Here is a 17,250-nt window from a genome sequence, read left to right on the forward strand (position 1 = left end):
CATCGCCGTCAGGATTTTGTAGCATTTTGCGTCCGCCTCTTTCTAGCGCACATCCTGACCGATCGGAAGGGCCGGTGCGAACGCCCGTGCGTCAGGGGCGCTCGTCGGATCGGGGCCAGCGGGCCTTCAGCTCGAGTTCGGCCTTGGCCATGGCGGCCTGCAGCTGGTCGGGGCTGCCGGCCTCGAGGACGGTGCAGCGGAGGGGGTCGCGGCATTCGAAGGCGGTGTAGGCCTGCCGCCAGGCTCCCCAGGTGATGACCCAGCCCGGCCACCGCGCCTGCAGGGCGTCCAGGTCGCGATCGATGGCGGCCGAGGAGCCGGAGGAGCCGGCGTCCTGCCGCGGGGGCGGTTGGGCTGGTCCACCGCGCGAGCGGCGATGGCGGGGTCGCTGCGATCTCTCCGTGAGGTCTTCCCGGGTGGGCTCTTCCCGGTCGGGCGGCATGGGTGCTGGCATCAAGATCTCCATCGAGGGGGTAGATCGTGGTGCGTGCGGACGCTTATCCTTCCCACTCGGCATTCCCCGATGCAAGTACGTCTGCACATGCATTCCAAGAAAATTGCATATGCACGTGCACCGGCTGCGGGTTGAAAGGGAGAAAGGGATGGAGAGTCCCATTTACAAGGGCATGTCGGCTTCTGTGTTGTATGGGGTGAAGTGCGCGGCGCGAATATCGATGCATGGTCAGAAAGAGCATGAAACAGTAGGTAACGTAAGGAGCAATGTGTGCCTCGCCCGGCAAAAGGATCAATGATGATCGTTGCAGAGCCTGACGGAGACGGCGTCCCCACCGGCGTCGTACGTGGTGCCCGGAGCGGGCCGACCGCGTTGCGGATCATGGTGGGTACCCAGCTGCGCCGGCTGCGCGAGGCCAAGGGCATCACCGGCGAGAAGGCCGCGGACACCATCCGCGCCAGCCACTCCAAGATCAGCCGGATGGAGCTGGGCCGCAGCCCCTTCAAGCAGCGTGACGTGGCCGATCTGCTCACCTTGTACGGCATCACCGCCCCCGACGAGCGGGAGAAGGTGCTGGAGCTGGCCCGCCAGGCCAGCGCCCCGGGGTGGTGGCACCAGTACAGCGACGTGCTCCCCGGCTGGCTCGAGCCCTACCTCGGGCTGGAGCAGGCGGCACGCACGATCCGCAACTACGAGGCGCAGTTCGTGCACGGCCTGCTGCAGTGCGAGCCGTACGCGCGGGCCGTCATCGGCATCCGGCACGGCGACGCGGACCCCGACGACCTCGATCGCCGGGTGGCGATGCGGATGCGCCGCCAGGACCTGCTCACCGACAGCGACGCGCCCATCCTGTGGGCGATCATGGACGAGGCGGTGCTGACCAGGCCGATCGGCGGCCGCGACGTCCAGCGGGCCCAGCTCGAGCACCTGCTCGCGGCCTGCGACCTGCCGAACGTCACCCTGCAGATCGTGCCCTTCCACATCGGCGGGCACGCGGCGGTGGGCGGCCCGTTCACGCTCTTACGCTTCGACGCCCCCGACCTGCCCGACGTGGTCTATCTGGAGCATCTCACCAGCGCGATGTACCTGGACAAGCCCACCGACATCGACGACTACAGCAAGGTGATGAACACCTTGACCATCCAGGCCGCTCCGAAGGAGGCGACTCCGTCGCTGCTCAAGGGCATGCTCGAAGAGCTCTGAGCGGCTAGCGTGCCACGTCGCGGGCGGCCGTGTGCCAGCTCGTCGCCCTGCGCGCCAGAGCGCCGAAGCCGAGGAAGACGGCCAGCCCGAGCAGGGACGCCAGCGCGACCGCCGCGAACAGCTGCTCGGACTGCAGCCGGGACCGGTAGAGATCGATGAGCGTGCCGATGCCCGGCTCGCCCTGCCGGAAGAAGAAGTCACCGACCACCGCGCCGATGACCGACAGGCCGGCGGAGACGCGCAGGCCGGTGAGGATGTGGGGCAGCGCCGCCGGCAGCTGGAGCTTCCACAGCCGGGCCGCCCACCCGGCCCGCGCCAGCGTGAAGAGGTCGTGGTGGGTCTCCTCCACCGACCGCAGCCCGAACAGCGTGTTGGTCACGATCGGGAACAGCGCGATCAGCGCGCAGACCAGGACGCGGGTGAAGAACCCGAACCCGAACCAGAACCCCAACAGCGGCACCAGCGCCAGGATCGGGATCGTCTGCAGGATCACGAGGTACGGATGCAGCGACCGCTCCAGCCAGCTCGCCTGCGCCATGGCGATCGCGCACACGACGCCGATCACGGCCGCGATCGCCAGGCCCAGCAGCGCGACCTGGCCGGACAGCAGCAGGCCGGCGAACAGCTCGGCGCGGTTGACGGGGTCGAAAAGCCCCACCCGCACCACGGCGTCCGGCGGGGGCAGCAGGAACCGCCGGTCCGGGGTCAGCAGCACGTACGTGACCGCGTACCACAGGGCGATCACCAGGGCGAAGACGATCAGCGGCGGCACCCACCGCAGCCACCTCATGCGACCGCCCCCCGCAGCCAGGCCGACACCTGGCCCGCGATCCGCGCGAAGTCGGGGCTGAAGCGCAGCTCGGGCGGGCGCGGGTAGGGGAACGGCACGTCGCAGGCGCCGACGATCCGCCCCGGCCGTTCCGACAGCACGATGATCCTCGTGGCCAGGAAGACGGCCTCGCCGACGGAGTGGGTGACGAACACCGCGGCGAAGCGGCGTAAGCCGAACAGCCGCAGCAGCTCCAACTGCAGCCGCTCGCGCGTGATCTCGTCCAGCGTGCCGAACGGCTCGTCGAGCAGGAGCAGGTCGGGCTCGACGGTGAGCGCGCGGGCCAGCGACACCCTCATCCGCATCCCGCCCGACAGGGTCCGGGGCCGGTGGTGCGCGAAGCCGGCCAGCCCCACCAGGTCGATCGCCTCGGCCGCGCGCCGCCGCCGCTCCGCCCTGGACAGCCCGCGCAGCTCGCCGAGCAGCTCCACGTTGGCGCGGACGGTGCGCCACGGCAGCAGGGCATGGTCCTGGAAGACGTAGCCCACGGACGTGGTGTCCCGGCGCACCGAGCCCTCGGTGGCGTCGGTCAGCCCCGCGGCCAGGCGCAGGAGAGTGCTCTTGCCGCACCCGGAAGGGCCGACCACCGCGACGAACTGGCCGGGGGCGACGGTCAGATCGACCTTGTCCAGCGCCTGCGTGCCGTCGTCGTAGCGCTTGCCCGCGCCGGAGAAGGACAGCGCGGAGGGGGCGGCCTCACCGAGCACCGGGCCACTAGACCACATCGGACAGGACACGGGCAACACGCCGATCGGTCAGCCGGCGCCGTAGCCGATCTTCGGGTCGACGAAGTCGTTGGTGACCACGTCGGAGGGCTGCAGACCGTCCTTCACCGGCTTGTTCTGCTTGGCGAAGATCGGCCTGGTGATGTCGATCAGCCGCTGCACGCGGGCGATGTCGAAGTTGCCGACGGTGTCGTCGGGGCCGTTGCCGGCCAGCTTGAGGGCCTTCATCTGCTGGACCGAGAACTCCGAGCTCGGCTTGGTGTACTGGGTGGCGACCTTGTACGCCTGGTTGAGCCGCAGGGTGAGATCGATCGTGGGGCCCGGCTCGGCCAGCACGTCGACCTGCGCCTGCTGGAAGATGGGAATGAGCTTGCGCAGGCACGGCGCGAGCTTCTGCTTGTCGGCCGGGCGGATCACCAGCGGCGGGCCGTAGTTCGGATAGCCGGCGTCGTACACCAGCTGATACTTCACCGGCTTGCGCCACTGCGGCACGTCTTTTTCGTAGATGTACGGCTCGGCGTTGGCATAGCCGGCCACCGCCGCCTTGCCCCCGGCGGCCACGAAATGGGACGGGGACCCGTCGTAGGATCCGTCCACCTGGCTGCGCTTCAGCAGCCCCGCCCCCACCAGATACTCCATGTAGGTGTTGCCGCCGAAGTAGAGCACCTTCGTGTCCGTCCGGCCGATGTCCTTGATGGTGTTGAAGGTGGGGTACGTGGCCGGGTCCCACAGGATGATCTGTGGGTGGATCTCCAGCAACGCCATGACCGCGAGGGTCGGCTGGGTGGCCGACATCTGGATGCCCTCGTCCATGCCGCCCAGCACGCCGAGGGTGATGCCGGGGTCGGTGTACATCTGCGCCGACGACTGGGTGAAGCCGATCGCCGGCCCGCCCGCCCGAAGCTCCAGCGTGACCCCGGTGTCCTTGCCCCGGACGACCAGCGGCGCGCTCACCCGCTTCCTGGCGGCGTCAATGGCGGGATCGGCGCCCAGGAGGTGGTACATCCCGCCCTCGACGGAGATGTGCGGCGTCCATTGGGTCTGCACCACGATGGTGGCCGGGCAGACGCCGCGCAGGTCGGTGGGGTCGTTGGCATTCCCCGACGCCGCCGGTTTCGGCTGGGGCGTCTGTTGCGTGCCGGTGCACGCCGCGAGCAGGAGGAACAGCCCGAGAATCGCTGTGGTCCTCGCCGTGTTACGTCCCGCATGCCGTGGCCGGCGCACGCGCATGGTGCCATCCTTCCGATGTGCGGCGATTGAATATTCGCGGCAGAAGCCATGTCAAGCGCTGATCCGATATTGCTGGTCCTGCGCGCGCGGAAGACAATTCCCGGAACTTACCATGCTTTGTCGAGCGCCCGGCATTTCGGGTGAGCGCCTTTGGATGAAAGGCCCTCGGTGGGTGGTTTGTCCAGTCGTGTGAGATTCAGTTTCGGGAGAAGTACACTAACCGCCTCTTCGTTGCAAATGGGTATGATCACCTCGCGGGTGGGACCTTATGCTCAAGCCTGGAGACCTCTGAATGACAGCAGATAACTCGACCACGGACCGGTGGCCGCCGGAGATCGACACGACCGTGGCACACTCGGCGCGGGTCTGGAACTACTGGCTGGGCGGCAAGGATCACTACGCGGTGGACCGGGAAGTCGGCGACCGGTTGAGCCGGATAAATCCGGACATCGCCTTCACGGCCCGCGCCGACCGCGCCTTCCTCCACCGCTCCGTGCGCCATCTGGTGGCCGAGGCGGGGGTACGGCAGTTCCTGGACATCGGCACCGGGCTGCCCACGGCCGGCAACACGCACGAGATCGCCCAGAGCCTGGCTCCGGAGACGCGCGTGGTCTACGTCGACAACGACCCCGTCGTCCTCGCCCACGCCAAGGCCCTGCTCGTGGGCACGCCGGAAGGCAGGACCAACTACATCCAGGCCGACCTCCACGACCCGGACACCATCCTGAGAGCGGCCGCCGAGACGCTCGACTTCACCCAGCCGATCGCGATCATGCTGCTGGGGATCGTGCACTTCGTCAACGACGACGACGAGGCGTACGCGATCATCGACCGCCTGCTCGACGCCGTCCCCTCCGGCAGCCACCTGGCGATCGTCCACATCACCGCGTTCTTCAACCCGGAGGCGAAGCGCGAGGAAGTGCGCCACTGGAACGAGCACGGCACGCCCAAGCTGACCATCCGCTCGCCCGAGCAGATCGGGCGCTTCTTCGACGGCCTGGAGATCCTGCCCCCCGGCATCGTCTCCACCACGCGCTGGCGCCCCGACATCGACGACGTCCCGGAAGTGGATGGATTCTGCGGGGTCGGCAGGAAATAGGGGGTCAGTGCCGCTGGCCCACACGTCGTCCTTGCCGAACGCGGTCAAGTGGTGCAGGGAACCCTTCCACGGCGCAGGCGGCCGGCAGGCTCAGGCAGGCCGTCGCCGCCGCGAGACCTCGCATGATCTTCATCGTGCGCATGATGCCGTTGAAACTTTCACGAACAGGAATCTGCGCCCCGGGTCCCGCGGCCACCCCGAAACCGCCGGTGAAAGGAGAGATCGGCCCCCTTATCAGCCGGGCGTTCGGCCAGGTTAGCGCGCGCCCGATTCCGGCCCGACGAATCCTCTAGTGGACGGCTCGACGGCCCCCGGCGCAGGGTGATGCCGACGCCACGTCAGACAGAAGGGGGCGGGAATTGTTACCCGACATCCTGCGACGCCGCACGACCAGGCTCCTGACCGTCGTTCTCACGCTGCTGGCCGCGGTCGCCGTGCCGGTCGTGCCGGCCCACTCGGCCACCGCCCAGGTCCCGATCTTCCTGGAAGTACGCGGGGACAACAGCCGGAAGCTGGCCGGCATCTACGGCTGGATCGAGTTCAACGACAGCACGACGTACACCTACCAGTTCTACCTGTGCCGCGAGTCGAGCTACAGCGCCGCCGGCGGGTACGTCCTGATCAACGACCGCGCCACCCTCCGCGCCTCGTACAGCTTGAACTGGGGGGACACGACGATCGCCGAGTGCCTGTATCCGGCCCAGCTGTACGGCACGACGGATTCCGTCGGCAGCACCGTCAGGAACGTCACGGTCGAGGTGGAGGGCGTCAACTTCAACGGCCAGAACCAGGCCACCTGGAAGAGGAAGTCGTTCACCTACGACAACCCCTTCAACTGACGATCCTCTCGCCCACCGATCCGCGCACCACGATGTGCGTGCCCAGGATGACGTGCTGCGGCTGGCCGGGGTCCAGGGCCAGCCGTACGGCGGTGCGGCCCAGCTCCTCGGTGGGAATGTGCACCGTGGTGAGCCCGGGGACGAGGTCGGCGGCGAGCGGGATGTCGTCGTAGCCGGCGACCGACACGTCCTCGGGCACGCGCAGGCCCGCCTCGCGCAGCGCGGCCAGCACGCCGGCGGCGACCATGTCGGTGCCCGCGAAGATCGCGGTGAACTCCGTCCCCGCCGCCAGCAGCCGCCTGGTCCCCTCGTAACCGGCGCCGCGGGAGAAGTCGCCGGGCAGGACGAGGTCCGGATCGCAGGGGACCCCGTAGTCCTCGTGCGCGCGGCGGAAGCCGGTCACGCGGTCGATCTTGGTGGTGTTCTGGTCGTCCGCGGTGGCGGCGCCGAGGTAGACGATCCGGCGGTGGCCGCGCGAGAGCAGGTGGCCGGTCATGGCGTACGCGCCGGCCTCGTTGTCGTACTCGACGACGGTGGTCGGCACGTCGTCGCCGAGCGGCGGGCGCCCGCACAGCACGAGCCGGGAGCCCGCCTTGTCCAGAGCGTGCGCGAAGTGCGACATCCGAGCGCGGTAGGCGTCGTCGGCCGAGCCGCCGCCGACCAGGATCACCGCGTCGGCGCGCTGCTCGCGCATGGCCTCGACGACCGCCAGCTCGCGCGCCGGGTCGCCGTGCGTGGCGCACACCAGGCACAGCCGGCCCTCCTCCGTGGCCTGCTGCTCGACGCCCTTGGCGACATAGGCGAAGGAGGGCCCGGTGACGTCGTCGAGCACGAAGGCGACCATCTTGGTGCCAGCCCCGGACAGGGCGCGGGCGTGCACGTTGAGGACGTAGTCCAGCTCGCGCATGGCCCGCAGCACGCGGGCGCGGGTGGCCTGCGCGACCGGATAGTCCCCTTTGAGGACCCGGGAGACCGTGGACGCGGAGACCCCGGCGCGGGCGGCGACGTCCCGGATGGTGGCCCGCTCCAGATCATCCACGGGCGCGGCCCTCCGCGACGCCGCCTCCCGCGCGGCGGGCTTCGGCGGCGCGGCCTCCTGCGCAGGCTTCGGCGGTGCGGCCTTCCGCGCGTCGGGCTTTGGCGGTGCTGCCTCCCGCGCGGCGGAGTCCGGCTTCGGTGATGTCAGCTCTCGTGGCAAGGCGCACCTTTCGTCAGGCGGAGCAGCGCCGCGGAGTACGGCTCGGGCAGCACGACGCCGATCGTGCCCGCCTGCCAGCCCGCCTCGGTCGCCGATGGGAAGAGCGGGGTCACCTCGCAGCCGGAGGGCCAGGGCAGCTCGATCGTCGCGGACGGCGCGCCCCTGCGCCACACGGCGAGGTAGACGGTGTCCCCGCAGTCCACGGCCAGGGCGAGGCGGTCGTCCTGCCAGCCGGGCAGCCCGAGCGGCCAGCGCGGCAGGCCGTGCGCCAGCTCGCCGCGGTAGGACTTGTAGACGCCGATCGCCTCGGCGACCTCGGCCAGCTGGTCCGGGGCCAGCAGGTCGAGCCGGCCGCTGAGGTGGATGCGGCCGAGCATCGCGGTGACCATGGACCAGGCGACCCGCTCGGCGGGGTAGGCCCACATCGCGCCCTGTTCCGGCGGCACCGCGGCGGGCGCGGCGGCGGCGATGGCGGGCAGCAGCAGCTCATCCTGCTGGTCGGTGAGCGAGGCGATGGAGTGCCTGGCCAGGGTGGCGCCGTCCAGCCGCATGCCGCCGGCCGCGCAGGACTCGATCACCAGGCCGGGGTGGCGCTCCAGCAGGCGTTCAACCCAGGCCAGGTAGGCGCGGTTGTGCTCGAGCAGCCGATCGGCCGGGCCGATGTCGATGTTGTAGTCGAACTTGAAGTAGCCGATGCCGTGCTCGCGCACCAGCCGGTCGATCACGGCGTCGAGATGGGCGACGGCGGCGGGGTGGCTGAGGTCGAGCTGGTGGCGGCCCCACTCGGTCAGCCTGGTTCCGGCCCGGCGCAGGAACGCCTCCTCGGGCAGGGCGACCCCGCTGCGTACGCCGATGACCTCGGGCTCCAGCCACAGCCCCGGGACCATGCCGTGGCCCTTGATCGCGTCGATGACCTCGCCGATTCCCCCGGGGAAGCGCACGGTGGACGGCTCCCACGCGCCGACCGTGTCCCACCAGCCCGGCACGCCGCCGTCGCCGGGCCCGGCCAGCGAGTCGTCGTACCAGCCGGCGTCGACGCAGAAGTACTCCGCGCCGACCCGGGCGGCGGCCTCGATCAGCGGCAGCAGGCGCTCGGTCGAGGGGTCGCCCATCAGGCAGTTCATGAAGTCGTTGAACACCACCGGCAGCTCGGCGTTGTCGCGGTGCGGCCCGCGCACGGCCCGGCGGTAGGTGGTCAGGGCGGCGACGGGGTCGCCGGCCACGGTGAACGCGGCGGTCGCGGTGGTGAAGCTCTCGCCCGGCGCCAGCCGCGCCGACCAGCCGTGCTCGCGCTGGGACGGTCCCGACAGCGCCAGGTAGACGTCGTCGAACCGGTCGGCCAGCTCGGCGTGCCAGGGGCCGTTGTGCTCGATCTGCCAGGCGAGCGTGCCGCCGGCGCACTCCAGCCACCCTGTCGGCAGGTGCTCGGAGGACGGCCACGAGCCGGTGCTGGTGAGCGCGACGCGGTTCTTCGTCCCGGTCTGGCCGAACCGCGTCATGCCGACGTCGTGCAGCTCCAGCGGCCGGCCCGACCAGCGGAACTCGCCGCTCCACGGGTTGCGCGCGCTCCACACCGTCAGATCCCAGGGCAGCCCGGCGAACGCGAAGCTCGACACGTGCTCCAGGACCAGTTCGTCCGTCGCGGTCACCGTCGACCAGCAGCGGACGACCTGTCCAACCACCTGTTCAATCACCTGTTCAAGCACTGGGCCGACCGCCTGGAAGACGGTCGTCACGGAGACGCCGTCGCCGCCGGAGTGGATCGTCAGGCGCTCGTCCTCGGCGCGGTGGCTCTCGTAGCGCAGCTTCAGCCCGTCCACGTGCCGCTTGCCCGACGTGCCGCTCCTGCCCCGGCCGGTCACCTCGATCTGCACCACCGGCAGCGCCGAGCGGCCGTTGCCCCGGAACGGGCCGATCGCCAGCAGCCGGGGCGGAGCGCCGGCGGTCAGGTCGAGGACGAGGTCGCGCCAGGTCACCTCCATCAGGCCACCCGGTCCAGGTCCTCGTGCGTCACCTGGTGCGCCAGCGGCAGCCCGGCGATGAGCCGCTCCAGCTCGTCCAGGGCCACGGCGCCCATCCGGGCCAGCTCGTTGCCGTGCGAGCCGGCGATGTGCGGCGTGAGGAAGGCGTTGGGCAGGTCGAACAGGGGCGAGTCGGGCTGCAGCGGTTCGGGCTCGGTGACGTCGAGGATCGCCGACAGCCGCCCGGACTTCAGCTCGCCGATCAGCGCGTCGGTGTCGACCAGCGACCCGCGGGCGGTGTTGATCAGGACCGCGCCGTCCGGCATCAGCGCCAGCCGCGCCCGGTCGAGCATGTGCTCGGTCTCGGGGGTGGCGGGGGCGTGCAGGCTGACGATGTCGCTGCGGCGCAGCAGTTCCTCCAGCGACACCTGCCGTACGCCGGGAACCCGGGTGTAGGGGTCGTACAGGCACAGGTCCAGGTCGTACGGCGCCAGCAGTTCGAGCACCTTGCGGCCGATGCGGGAGGCGCCCACGATGCCGACCGTGCGGCCGTTGTTGCCGATGCCGGGCTCGATCTTGGCCAGGGTGAAGGAGCGGTCGCGCCGGTAGCGCTGGTTGAGGGCGAAGACCCCCTTCCCGGCCAGCAGGATCGCGCCGACGGTGTACTCGGCCACCGGGACGGCGTTGGCCTCGGCGGCCGAGGAGACCAGCAGGCCGCGTTCCCACCAGGCGGGGCTGATCATGCCCTTCACCGAGCCGGCCGCGTGCAGGACGGCGCGCAGGCGGGGGGCGGCGGCCAGCAGCGCCTCGTCGATCGGCGGGCAGCCCCACCCGGTGATGAGGATCTCGACGTCGGCCAGGGCCAGGCGCGGGTCGTCGAACCGCTCGGCGACCACGGCGACGTCGATGTCGGCCAGCGTGTCCAGCCGCCGCAGCAAGGGCGCGGGGAAGAGCAGAGCGAGATGTTCCTCGCGCATGGCGAACAGCGCCTTCGGGCGTGGGGACACGGGGGAAGCCCTCCATTCGATAGAGACCGGTTTCTAAACTAGGAGCGCAGCCCTCTGTGGTCAACGGGCAATCCCCGATTAACTCGAAGGCGCGTCTTACCAGGATCTCCCGGCTGGCCTGCGCTGATCTGTAACGTCTCTGTAACGCAGCCTTGAACGTGCTGGCCGGTCGGACGTAGCGTTCGCAGCGACCGGTTTCTATCAACCTAGAGAACCACCTGCTGCCGCCTCAGACGGGACTTCGGTGATGAGCACGCTACAGACGAGGCCAGAGCCTCAGACGAGACCGCCTTCCGGGCCGCCGGACAGGCGCCGCGTCCGACGCAAGGCCGTCCGTACGAACTGGACGATCGGGCTGCTCGCCCTGCCTGCGGTCGCCTTCTTCCTTGTCTTCAGCTACCTGCCGATGTCCGGCCTGGTGGTGGCGTTCAAGGAGTTCGACGTCAGCCTGGGGATCTTCGGCAGCCCGTGGAACGGGCTGGAGAACTTCAGCTACTTCCTGGAGTCCGGGGACGCGGCGAGGATCCTGTTCAACACCCTCTTCCTCAACATCCTGTTCCTGGCCGCGACGCTGGCCGCCGGGATGGTTCTGGCGATCATGCTGAACGAGATCCGCAGCACCTTCTTCAAGCGGGTCTCCCAGTCCGTCGTCTTCTTCCCCTACTTCGTCTCCCCGGTCGTGATCAGCATCATCCTGCAGGTGCTGCTGGCCGGGGCCTCCGGCGGGGGCGGGGCGGTCAACGACGCCCTCGGGGGCCTCGGGTTCCCCTCGGTCGACTGGTACACGGAGCCGGGGCCGTGGCCGTGGATCCTCACCGTGGTGAAGATCTGGCAGCTCGGGGGCTACCTGAGCGTCATCTTCCTGGCCGCGATCACCGGCATCCCCGAGGAGGTCTACGAGGCCGGCATGATCGACGGGGCCTCGCGGGCCCAGATGGCCTGGCGCATCACCCTCCCGCTGTTGAAGCCCACCGCGGCGGTCCTGCTGGTGCTGGGTGTCGGCCGGATCTTCTACGGCGACTTCGGCACCATCTACGCGATCGTCGGGGACAACGGCACCCTGTTCGACAGCACGGACGTCATCGACACCTACGTCTTCCGCGCCCTGCGCCAGCTCGGAGACTTCGGCACCACCGCCGCGATCGGCCTGTTCCAGTCGGTGGTGGGTTTCGTCCTCGTGATGATCGCGGTGCTGATCCAGCGCAAGTACTCGAAGGAGACCAGCATCCTATGAGCGGCAAGAAGCTGGAACCGTTCACGATCGTCAGCGTCATCGGCGTCTCCTTTGCCATGCTGGCCTGCGCGATCCCGTTCTGGATGATCATCTCGGGGTCCCTCACCAGCGAGTCCGAGCTGGCCACGACGGGCTACAGCCTGTTCCCCGCGGCCTTCGACCTCACCGCGTACAAGATGATCTTCACGGGTCCGGCGGTGCTGAACGCCTACTTCGCCAGCGTCTTCATCACGGTCGTGGGCACGGCCCTGTCCCTGGCGGTGACCTCGGGGCTGAGCTGGGTGATCGCCCGGCGGCTGCCCGGCATCAGCCGGCCGCTGACCGTCTTCTCCTACCTGCCGATGCTGTTCTCCGGCGGCCTGGTGCCCCTCTACCTGCTGGTCACGCAGTACCTGAAGCTGCAGAACAGCTACTTCTCGGTGATCCTGCCGCTGCTGGTCATGCCGTTCCTGGTCTTCGTCCAGGTCAGCGCCTTCCGCCAGCTGCCGGAGTCGATCTTCGAGTCGGCCAAGATCGACGGCGCGGGGGAGCTGCGCATCTTCTTCACGATCGCGATCCCGCTGTCCAAGCCGATCCTCGCCGTCGTCGGCCTCTTCTACGCCGTGCACTACTGGAACGACTGGTTCATGGCGCTGCTGTTCATCGACGACGTGCACAAGTTCCCGCTGCCCCTCGTGCTGCAGAACCTCATCTCCAACATCTCGTTCACGCAGATGCTGCCGCAGCTGGCCGAGGCGGCCACCCCCGTCTACCAGCTCCGGCTGGCGCTCACCACCGTCGCCATCGGCCCGATCCTGCTCGCCTACCCCTTCGCCCAGCGCTACTTCGTCAAGGGCATCACCCTCGGTGCCACCAAGGGCTGATCCCGCTCCCCCCACCTCAGGAGTTACCGTGTCCCACCACCTCATGTCGCGGCGCCGCCTGCTGGCCACCGGCGGCGGCCTGTCCCTGGCCGCCCTCCTCGCCGCCTGCTCGGACGACTCCCAGAAGCCGCAGGCCACCGGCGGCGCCCAGAGCGCCGGCGCGCTCGCGCTGAGCCTGCTGCTCCCCGGCGACGTCCCGGCCGGCTGGGACGCCGTCCTGGCCGAGGTCAACAAGAAGCTCCAGGCGGACCTGGGCTTCACCATCAAGCCGCAGTTCATCCCGTGGACCAGCTACGGCCAGCAGGCGCTGCTCAAGTTCACCGCGGGGGAGAAGTTCGACACCGCGCTGCAGGCGCGCTGGCTCAACATGACCCAGCTCGCGGCCAGCGGCTCGATCGTCGAGCTGAGCAGCCTGCTGTCCAGCGGCAAGTACCCCAACCTGACCGCCACGATCGACCCGAAGATCATCGAGCTGAACCGGTGGAGCGGCAAGCTCTACGGCCTGCCCCAGATCAACTCGGTCGCCCGCTTCCACCACTTCAGCATCCGCCAGGACCTGGCGGAGAAGCTCGGCATGAGCGACATCACGGACTTCGCCGGGCTGGAGAAGTTCTGGTACGACGTCAAGCAGAAGAACAAGGACATCATCCCGATCGGGGTCAGCTCCCGGATGCCCAAGCTGCTGGTGGCGTGGAACCCGGTCGGCTGGCTCAACCCCTACATGTGGGACAACCCCACCATGAGCATCGCCTCCTTCACCGGCGACTCGCTCAACTTCGTCCTGGCCGCCGACGGCAAGCAGACCGGCTCGTCCAACCCGATCCCGTGGTGGGAGGCCCCGGGCATGGTGGACGCGCTGCGCAAGATCCGCAAGTACTACCAGGACGGGCTGATCAACAAGAACGCGCTCACCCTGGACTCGAAGGCGCTGGACTCCCAGTTCAAGGCCGGCCGCGTCGCCACCGGCTGGGCCATGACCGACGGCCTGTCCTCCACGGGGCTGCCCGAGCTGACCAAGAACGTGCCGGGCGCGATGATCGCGAACGTGATGCCGCTCAAGGGCGGCGAGAGCGCCAAGCCGTACCAGACGTTCCAGAGTGACAACTTCGTCGTGCTCAACGCCAAGGGCGAGAGCAACGAGAAGGCCATGCAGCTGCAGGACTGGGTGTCGATCAAGGAGAACCACGACCTGATCAACTACGGCCTCCCCGGCAAGGACTGGAACCCCGTCGGCGACGACAAGTACGAGCAGCTGTCCACCTACACCTTCCCCGGCTTCGCCCTCGCCTGGCGGGCCAAGCTGGAGCGCCGGGTCAAGGGCATGACGGAGTCCGAGGCCAAGTGGTTCGACTGGGCGCAGGACATCGACAACTTCACCATCGACCCCTATGCCAGCTTCGTCCCCGACCCGGAGCCCATCAAGCGGGAGAACACCCAGGTCACCGCGGCCATGACGCAGTTCGCGAACCCGCTGTTCATCGGCGCCGTCGATGTCGACCAGGGGCTGGACAAGCTGAAGAAGGCGCTGGAGCGGGCGGGCCTGGCCAAGGTCCAGGCCGAGATGGCCAAGCAGGCCGACGCCTACCTGAAGGGCCAGTGACGATGGCGCTCCCCATCAGCCGGAGGACCGTGCTGGCGTCCTCCGGCGCGCTGGCCGCCGCCACGTGGTTATGGAACGGCGAGGCCGCCGCCGCCACGACGGGCCGTGAGACCCTGCTGGACGTGGTGGTCTTCGGCGACGAGGCCTCCGAGAGCGCGCACGCGGTGACCGCCGACCGGTCGGCGGTGGTGGCCGGAGCGCTCGGCCGCTCCGCGCGCGTGCTCACCCCGCAGGAGCCCGCCGGGGTCTGGGGCGGCACGGTCTCCTTCACCGTCAGGTGCGCGCCGCGCGGCACCACGTACGTCACGATCAAGCTGTGGGGCGGCGACCGGGCCGCGAGCGAGGCCGACCAGTCCCGGCTCCAGCTCTTCTGCGCGGGCGCGCAGGTCGGCCACTACCACCTGGGCGCGGTCGACCCGCTGGACATCCTCAGCCAGGACGCCCACTCGCCGGGCCGCTTCCACTTCCACACGCTGCCGCTGCCCGAGGCGATGACGCGCGACCGCGAGCAGGTCACGCTGGAGATCCGGTCGATGGGCCGGATCTGGGGCTACGGGCAGAACACGGCCGAGTTCTACCGGTCGATGGACAAGCCCAGCCGCCCCTTCTACCGGATCTACACCCATACCGAGCCGTACTTCCCCGGCGACGGCATCCAGGGGCCGGCGCCCGACGCGCCCGTCCGGCCCGCGCCCGGCCCCGAGGTGCTGGCCGACATCAAGGCCAGGGTGCTGCGCGAGCATCGCAACTGGCTCGACGGCAACCCCGCCTCGCTCGACTCCTGGGCCTTCCAGGGGCTGGCCGAGGGCTACTTCTGGCCCGAGAGCCCCGCCCACCGGTCTGCGGACGCGATCGACCAGGTGCTGGCCGCCATCGACGCCCGCTACACCAAGTGGCTCACCGACCCGACCGTGCTGACCGCCTCCGACCAGCAGTGGGAGGGCTTCGCCAAGGTCGGTACGGCGCTCCTGCTGCTCCGCGACGTCCTGGGCGACCGGCTCGAACGCCCGGTCGGCGGGCGGCCCGTGGGCGCGCCCAACCCGGGCTTCGAGCGCGGCGGCACGGCCCCCGCCTCCTGGAACACCTCCCGGTGGGCCGGCACGGCCACCTGGCTCTGGGACGACACGGTCAAGCGCGGCGGCTCGCGTTCGGTCAAGGTCACCGTCGCCGCCGGGGGCGCCGCGGGCTGGAACACCGCCCAGAACCGCACCCTCATCGGCCAGGGCCGGCACCGCTACGGCGTCTGGGTCAGGACCGAGGACGTCGTGGCCCCGGGCGCCTACCTCGACGTGCTCTTCTACGACGCCGCCGGGAAGATCGTCGGCACCGACAACAAGTTCTACGCCCCGGCCGGCACCCGGGACTGGACGCAGATCACCGCCGAGCTGACCACCCCGGCCACCGCGGTCGAGCTCCGGCTGGACGTCCGCGTCGAGGGCGGCGGCACCGCCTGGTTCGACGACGTCGAGGTCACGCCGCTGGACGGGGCCACCCCGCCGGTCCAGGGCGATCTTCCGGTACGGCGGGACGCGTACACCAGGATGCTGGCCGAGTCGATCTCGTACTGGCGTCAGCACATGCCGCACTACAGCAACCAGACGATGATCTGCGCGCTCGGCATCTACCGCTGCAACCGCGCCCTGATGCTGATAAATCCGGAAAAGGCGCCGCTCGCCGAGGAGGAGGCCCGCGACTACATCCACCAGTCCGTCGGCCTGAAGCCCTTCCTCGGCCGCGAGGACGCCTCCGGCACCCCCAGCAAGATCCTCGGCGAGCACTTCCACCAGGTCACCCGCAAGGGCCTGACCAGGGAGCTGGGCTACGTCGGCAACTACGGCGAGGTGACCGACTGGCTGGTCCTGCTCTACGAGGCCGTCACCCGCTTCGACGGCGTCGAGGACGCCGAGCTGAAGGCGCACCTGATCAAGATGATCAACGCGCGGGCCGTCTTCCGCTACCCCGAGGTCGACAACGACGGCTACCGCACCATGCGCATGGAGGCCGCCGTCGGCTGGCGCGACGACCATTATCCCGGCGACGTCGTCTACGCCCAGCGCCTGGCCTGGGACGGCCACCCCGCCATGGCCGCCGCCGTGCTCGGCGACCCCGCGATCGCCGGGCACGCCCAGCGCATGATCGCCGACAACCAGTTCTTCGGCCACCTCGACCTGCTGCTCACCAACACCTGGCCGCGCGTGGGGCTCAACGCCCTGCGCCTCGTGCAGCGCGACTGGCCCGACTTCCAGGCGCTGCCGGCGAGCGGCACGCGGTTCCCCATGGACTGGGACGCCCCTGCCTCCGTCTTCTCCGACGAGGAGAACGGCGTCGTCGCGATCAAGAACGGCAAGGAGATCCTCTACGCCTCCCTCTACTGGCGCGCCCGGCAGGCCGTCAACGACCTGGCCCGGGTCCACCACATCACCCCGGACACCCACCGGGTCGCCACCGTCCGGCAGCAGTGCCAGGTCACGCCCACCGGCGACACCTGGACCGAGGCCGACTGGGTCTGCTTCTCCTTCGCCATCAACGACCCCGCCGCCTCCCACATCCCGCCCGGCGGCTTCTCACCCCCCGGTCCGCAGGTCCACCAGGCCTTCGCGGGCGAGGTGCTCAAGGTCGGGCCCCATCCCGCGGACGTCCCGGACCCCGCGCTCGGGGTGGACTTCCCGGGTGTGGAGAAGCTCTTCGTCGGGAAGGCCCAGTTCTACCGCTGCTCCTACGGCCGCTACCTCATCGGCATGAACACCTCCGAGGACCGGCCCCGCCGCCTGCACACCACCGGCCCCGGCCACGCCCGTGACCTCGTGACCGGCCGCCGCGTCCGCCTGGGAACCCCGATCGAGGTCGCGCCCCTCAGCACCGTGGTGCTCTTCCTGGAGGACTGATGCACTCCTCGCCCGGCCCGTCGCGCCCCCTGGGGCGACGGCGTCCGGGCGGGATCATCTCGCTGATCGACCAGACCGTTACCGTTGTTCACCGTGCCTCGGGCCTGCGCCGAGAAGTTGAGC

The 17,250-nt window shown here is 69.7% G+C and carries 14 protein-coding genes; 7 read left to right on the forward strand and 7 right to left on the reverse strand.

Features of this window, described 5'->3' with window-relative positions; genetic code table 11:
* Positions 1 to 91: 91 nt before the first annotated feature.
* Positions 92 to 454: a hypothetical protein gene (locus ABZX61_RS16865; RefSeq protein WP_355195363.1), complete on the reverse strand. Its 363-nt coding sequence runs from the start codon at positions 452 to 454 to the stop codon at positions 92 to 94.
* Positions 455 to 751: 297 nt separating this feature from the next.
* Here ABZX61_RS16865 and ABZX61_RS16870 point away from each other — a divergent pair, with 297 nt between their 5' ends.
* Entirely contained in the window at positions 752 to 1,657 is a 906-nt protein-coding gene (locus tag ABZX61_RS16870; RefSeq protein WP_355196125.1) for a helix-turn-helix transcriptional regulator, read from the forward strand.
* A gap of 4 nt (positions 1,658 to 1,661) precedes the next feature.
* On the opposite strand, the gene ABZX61_RS16875 is transcribed toward ABZX61_RS16870, so the two are convergent.
* The 3 genes from ABZX61_RS16875 to ABZX61_RS16885 are packed head-to-tail and all read right to left on the reverse strand — an operon-like array spanning position 1,662 to position 4,441.
* Positions 1,662 to 2,447: an ABC transporter permease gene (locus ABZX61_RS16875; protein ID WP_355195365.1), complete on the reverse strand. Its 786-nt coding sequence runs from the start codon at positions 2,445 to 2,447 to the stop codon at positions 1,662 to 1,664.
* A complete protein-coding gene (locus tag ABZX61_RS16880) occupies positions 2,444 to 3,193 on the reverse strand; it encodes an ABC transporter ATP-binding protein (RefSeq protein WP_355195366.1) in 750 nt (249 codons plus the stop codon). The genes ABZX61_RS16875 and ABZX61_RS16880 overlap by 4 nt, the downstream gene beginning before the upstream one ends.
* Before the next feature lie 48 nt (positions 3,194 to 3,241).
* Positions 3,242 to 4,441 carry a nitrate ABC transporter substrate-binding protein gene (locus ABZX61_RS16885; protein ID WP_355195368.1) on the reverse strand — a complete coding sequence of 400 codons (1,200 nt, stop codon included), beginning with the start codon at positions 4,439 to 4,441 and terminating at the stop codon, positions 3,242 to 3,244.
* 292 nt (positions 4,442 to 4,733) lie between these two features.
* Between ABZX61_RS16885 and ABZX61_RS16890 the strand changes: the two genes are divergently transcribed.
* Together ABZX61_RS16890 and ABZX61_RS16895 are read left to right on the forward strand one after the other, a co-directional pair.
* On the forward strand, positions 4,734 to 5,540 hold the full coding sequence (locus ABZX61_RS16890; protein ID WP_355195370.1) for an SAM-dependent methyltransferase: 807 nt from the start codon (positions 4,734 to 4,736) through the stop codon (positions 5,538 to 5,540).
* 359 nt (positions 5,541 to 5,899) lie between these two features.
* On the forward strand, positions 5,900 to 6,379 hold the full coding sequence (locus ABZX61_RS16895) for a hypothetical protein (RefSeq protein ID WP_355195371.1): 480 nt from the start codon (positions 5,900 to 5,902) through the stop codon (positions 6,377 to 6,379).
* Here ABZX61_RS16895 and ABZX61_RS16900 read toward each other — a convergent pair.
* The 3 genes from ABZX61_RS16900 to ABZX61_RS16910 form a co-directional block, all read right to left on the reverse strand.
* Entirely contained in the window at positions 6,372 to 7,418 is a 1,047-nt protein-coding gene (locus ABZX61_RS16900; protein ID WP_355195373.1) for a LacI family DNA-binding transcriptional regulator, read from the reverse strand. The two genes, ABZX61_RS16895 and ABZX61_RS16900, sit on opposite strands and share 8 nt — an antisense overlap.
* A 143-nt stretch (positions 7,419 to 7,561) precedes the next feature.
* Positions 7,562 to 9,559 carry a glycoside hydrolase family 36 protein gene (locus tag ABZX61_RS16905; protein WP_355195375.1) on the reverse strand — a complete coding sequence of 666 codons (1,998 nt, stop codon included), beginning with the start codon at positions 9,557 to 9,559 and terminating at the stop codon, positions 7,562 to 7,564.
* Positions 9,559 to 10,545 carry a hydroxyacid dehydrogenase gene (locus tag ABZX61_RS16910; protein ID WP_355195377.1) on the reverse strand — a complete coding sequence of 329 codons (987 nt, stop codon included), beginning with the start codon at positions 10,543 to 10,545 and terminating at the stop codon, positions 9,559 to 9,561. The genes ABZX61_RS16905 and ABZX61_RS16910 overlap by 1 nt, the downstream gene beginning before the upstream one ends.
* 247 nt (positions 10,546 to 10,792) lie before the next feature.
* On the opposite strand from ABZX61_RS16910, the gene ABZX61_RS16915 reads away from it, so the two are divergent.
* The 4 genes from ABZX61_RS16915 to ABZX61_RS16930 are packed head-to-tail and all read left to right on the forward strand — an operon-like array spanning position 10,793 to position 17,127.
* Complete coding sequence (locus tag ABZX61_RS16915; protein WP_355195379.1) at positions 10,793 to 11,779, forward strand: ABC transporter permease subunit; 987 nt, start codon at positions 10,793 to 10,795, stop codon at positions 11,777 to 11,779.
* On the forward strand, positions 11,776 to 12,642 hold the full coding sequence (locus tag ABZX61_RS16920) for a carbohydrate ABC transporter permease (RefSeq protein ID WP_350738162.1): 867 nt from the start codon (positions 11,776 to 11,778) through the stop codon (positions 12,640 to 12,642). The genes ABZX61_RS16915 and ABZX61_RS16920 overlap by 4 nt, the downstream gene beginning before the upstream one ends.
* Before the next feature lie 28 nt (positions 12,643 to 12,670).
* On the forward strand, positions 12,671 to 14,242 hold the full coding sequence (locus tag ABZX61_RS16925; protein ID WP_350738159.1) for a DUF3502 domain-containing protein: 1,572 nt from the start codon (positions 12,671 to 12,673) through the stop codon (positions 14,240 to 14,242).
* 2 nt (positions 14,243 to 14,244) lie between these two features.
* Positions 14,245 to 17,127: a hypothetical protein gene (locus ABZX61_RS16930; RefSeq protein WP_355195381.1), complete on the forward strand. Its 2,883-nt coding sequence runs from the start codon at positions 14,245 to 14,247 to the stop codon at positions 17,125 to 17,127.
* The last annotated feature ends 123 nt before the right edge of the window (positions 17,128 to 17,250 follow it).

The organism is Nonomuraea sp. NPDC003709 (genome assembly GCF_040610775.1).
GTDB lineage: Bacteria > Actinomycetota > Actinomycetes > Streptosporangiales > Streptosporangiaceae > Nonomuraea > Nonomuraea angiospora_A.